Annotated in this window: 1 protein-coding gene and 1 pseudogene; both read right to left on the bottom strand. The window is 71.0% G+C overall.

Annotated features, from left to right (window positions below):
- Positions 1–165: phage holin family protein (locus AC3IMC_RS20440; RefSeq protein ID WP_490920726.1), on the bottom strand; the 165-nt coding region annotated here is incomplete at its 3' end.
- Positions 165–514 (bottom strand): annotated as a pseudogene (locus AC3IMC_RS20435) (hypothetical protein); the annotation flags it as partial. The pseudogene AC3IMC_RS20435 and the gene AC3IMC_RS20440, both read right to left, overlap by 1 nt.

Below are 514 nucleotides of genomic sequence, written 5' to 3'. Positions count from 1 at the left end.
TGCGCGGGTGGCTGACTGTTTGGCTTCGGCCTTGGCCAGATCCACTTCCTGGCGCATCAGCGTTGACAGGTCGCGGGTGACGTCCCCGAGCAGCTCGCCCAGCGACGCGGTATCGGCCTTCACGTGCGCCGCGCTCGGCGGCGGCTCAGGAATCTGGCTGCTCATCAGAGCCCTCCGGCCTGGCCGCCCCGCGTGCGGTCCTGGGTGAGGGGGTCGTTGGCCATCGGATCGTCCGCGAGGGCGCGGTCGCGCAGGGGGTCATCGGACAGCTGGTTGCCGGACCACGGTTCCTCCACCAGTTGCGGGCTGTCGAGCCCGCTGGCCGTACCTGCAGTCTCCGGGTAGCTGCTGCCGGGCGCTCCGCCGTCGTAGCCGGCCGTTGTGGTTGCTGGCCCGGGGAGCTGGACCGGCGGGGGCGGGACTGTCCCGCCAGCCGGAGCATACGTGCCGCTGTACTGGTCCCCGTAGGGCGTACCGGAGTACAACCCGGCCGTACCGGTGTGGGAAGTGGAAC

It is taken from the genome of Arthrobacter sp. E70, assembly GCF_058266945.1.
Note: the sequence above shows the minus strand (reverse complement) of the source record. Positions and strands in the feature narration are given on the sequence as shown.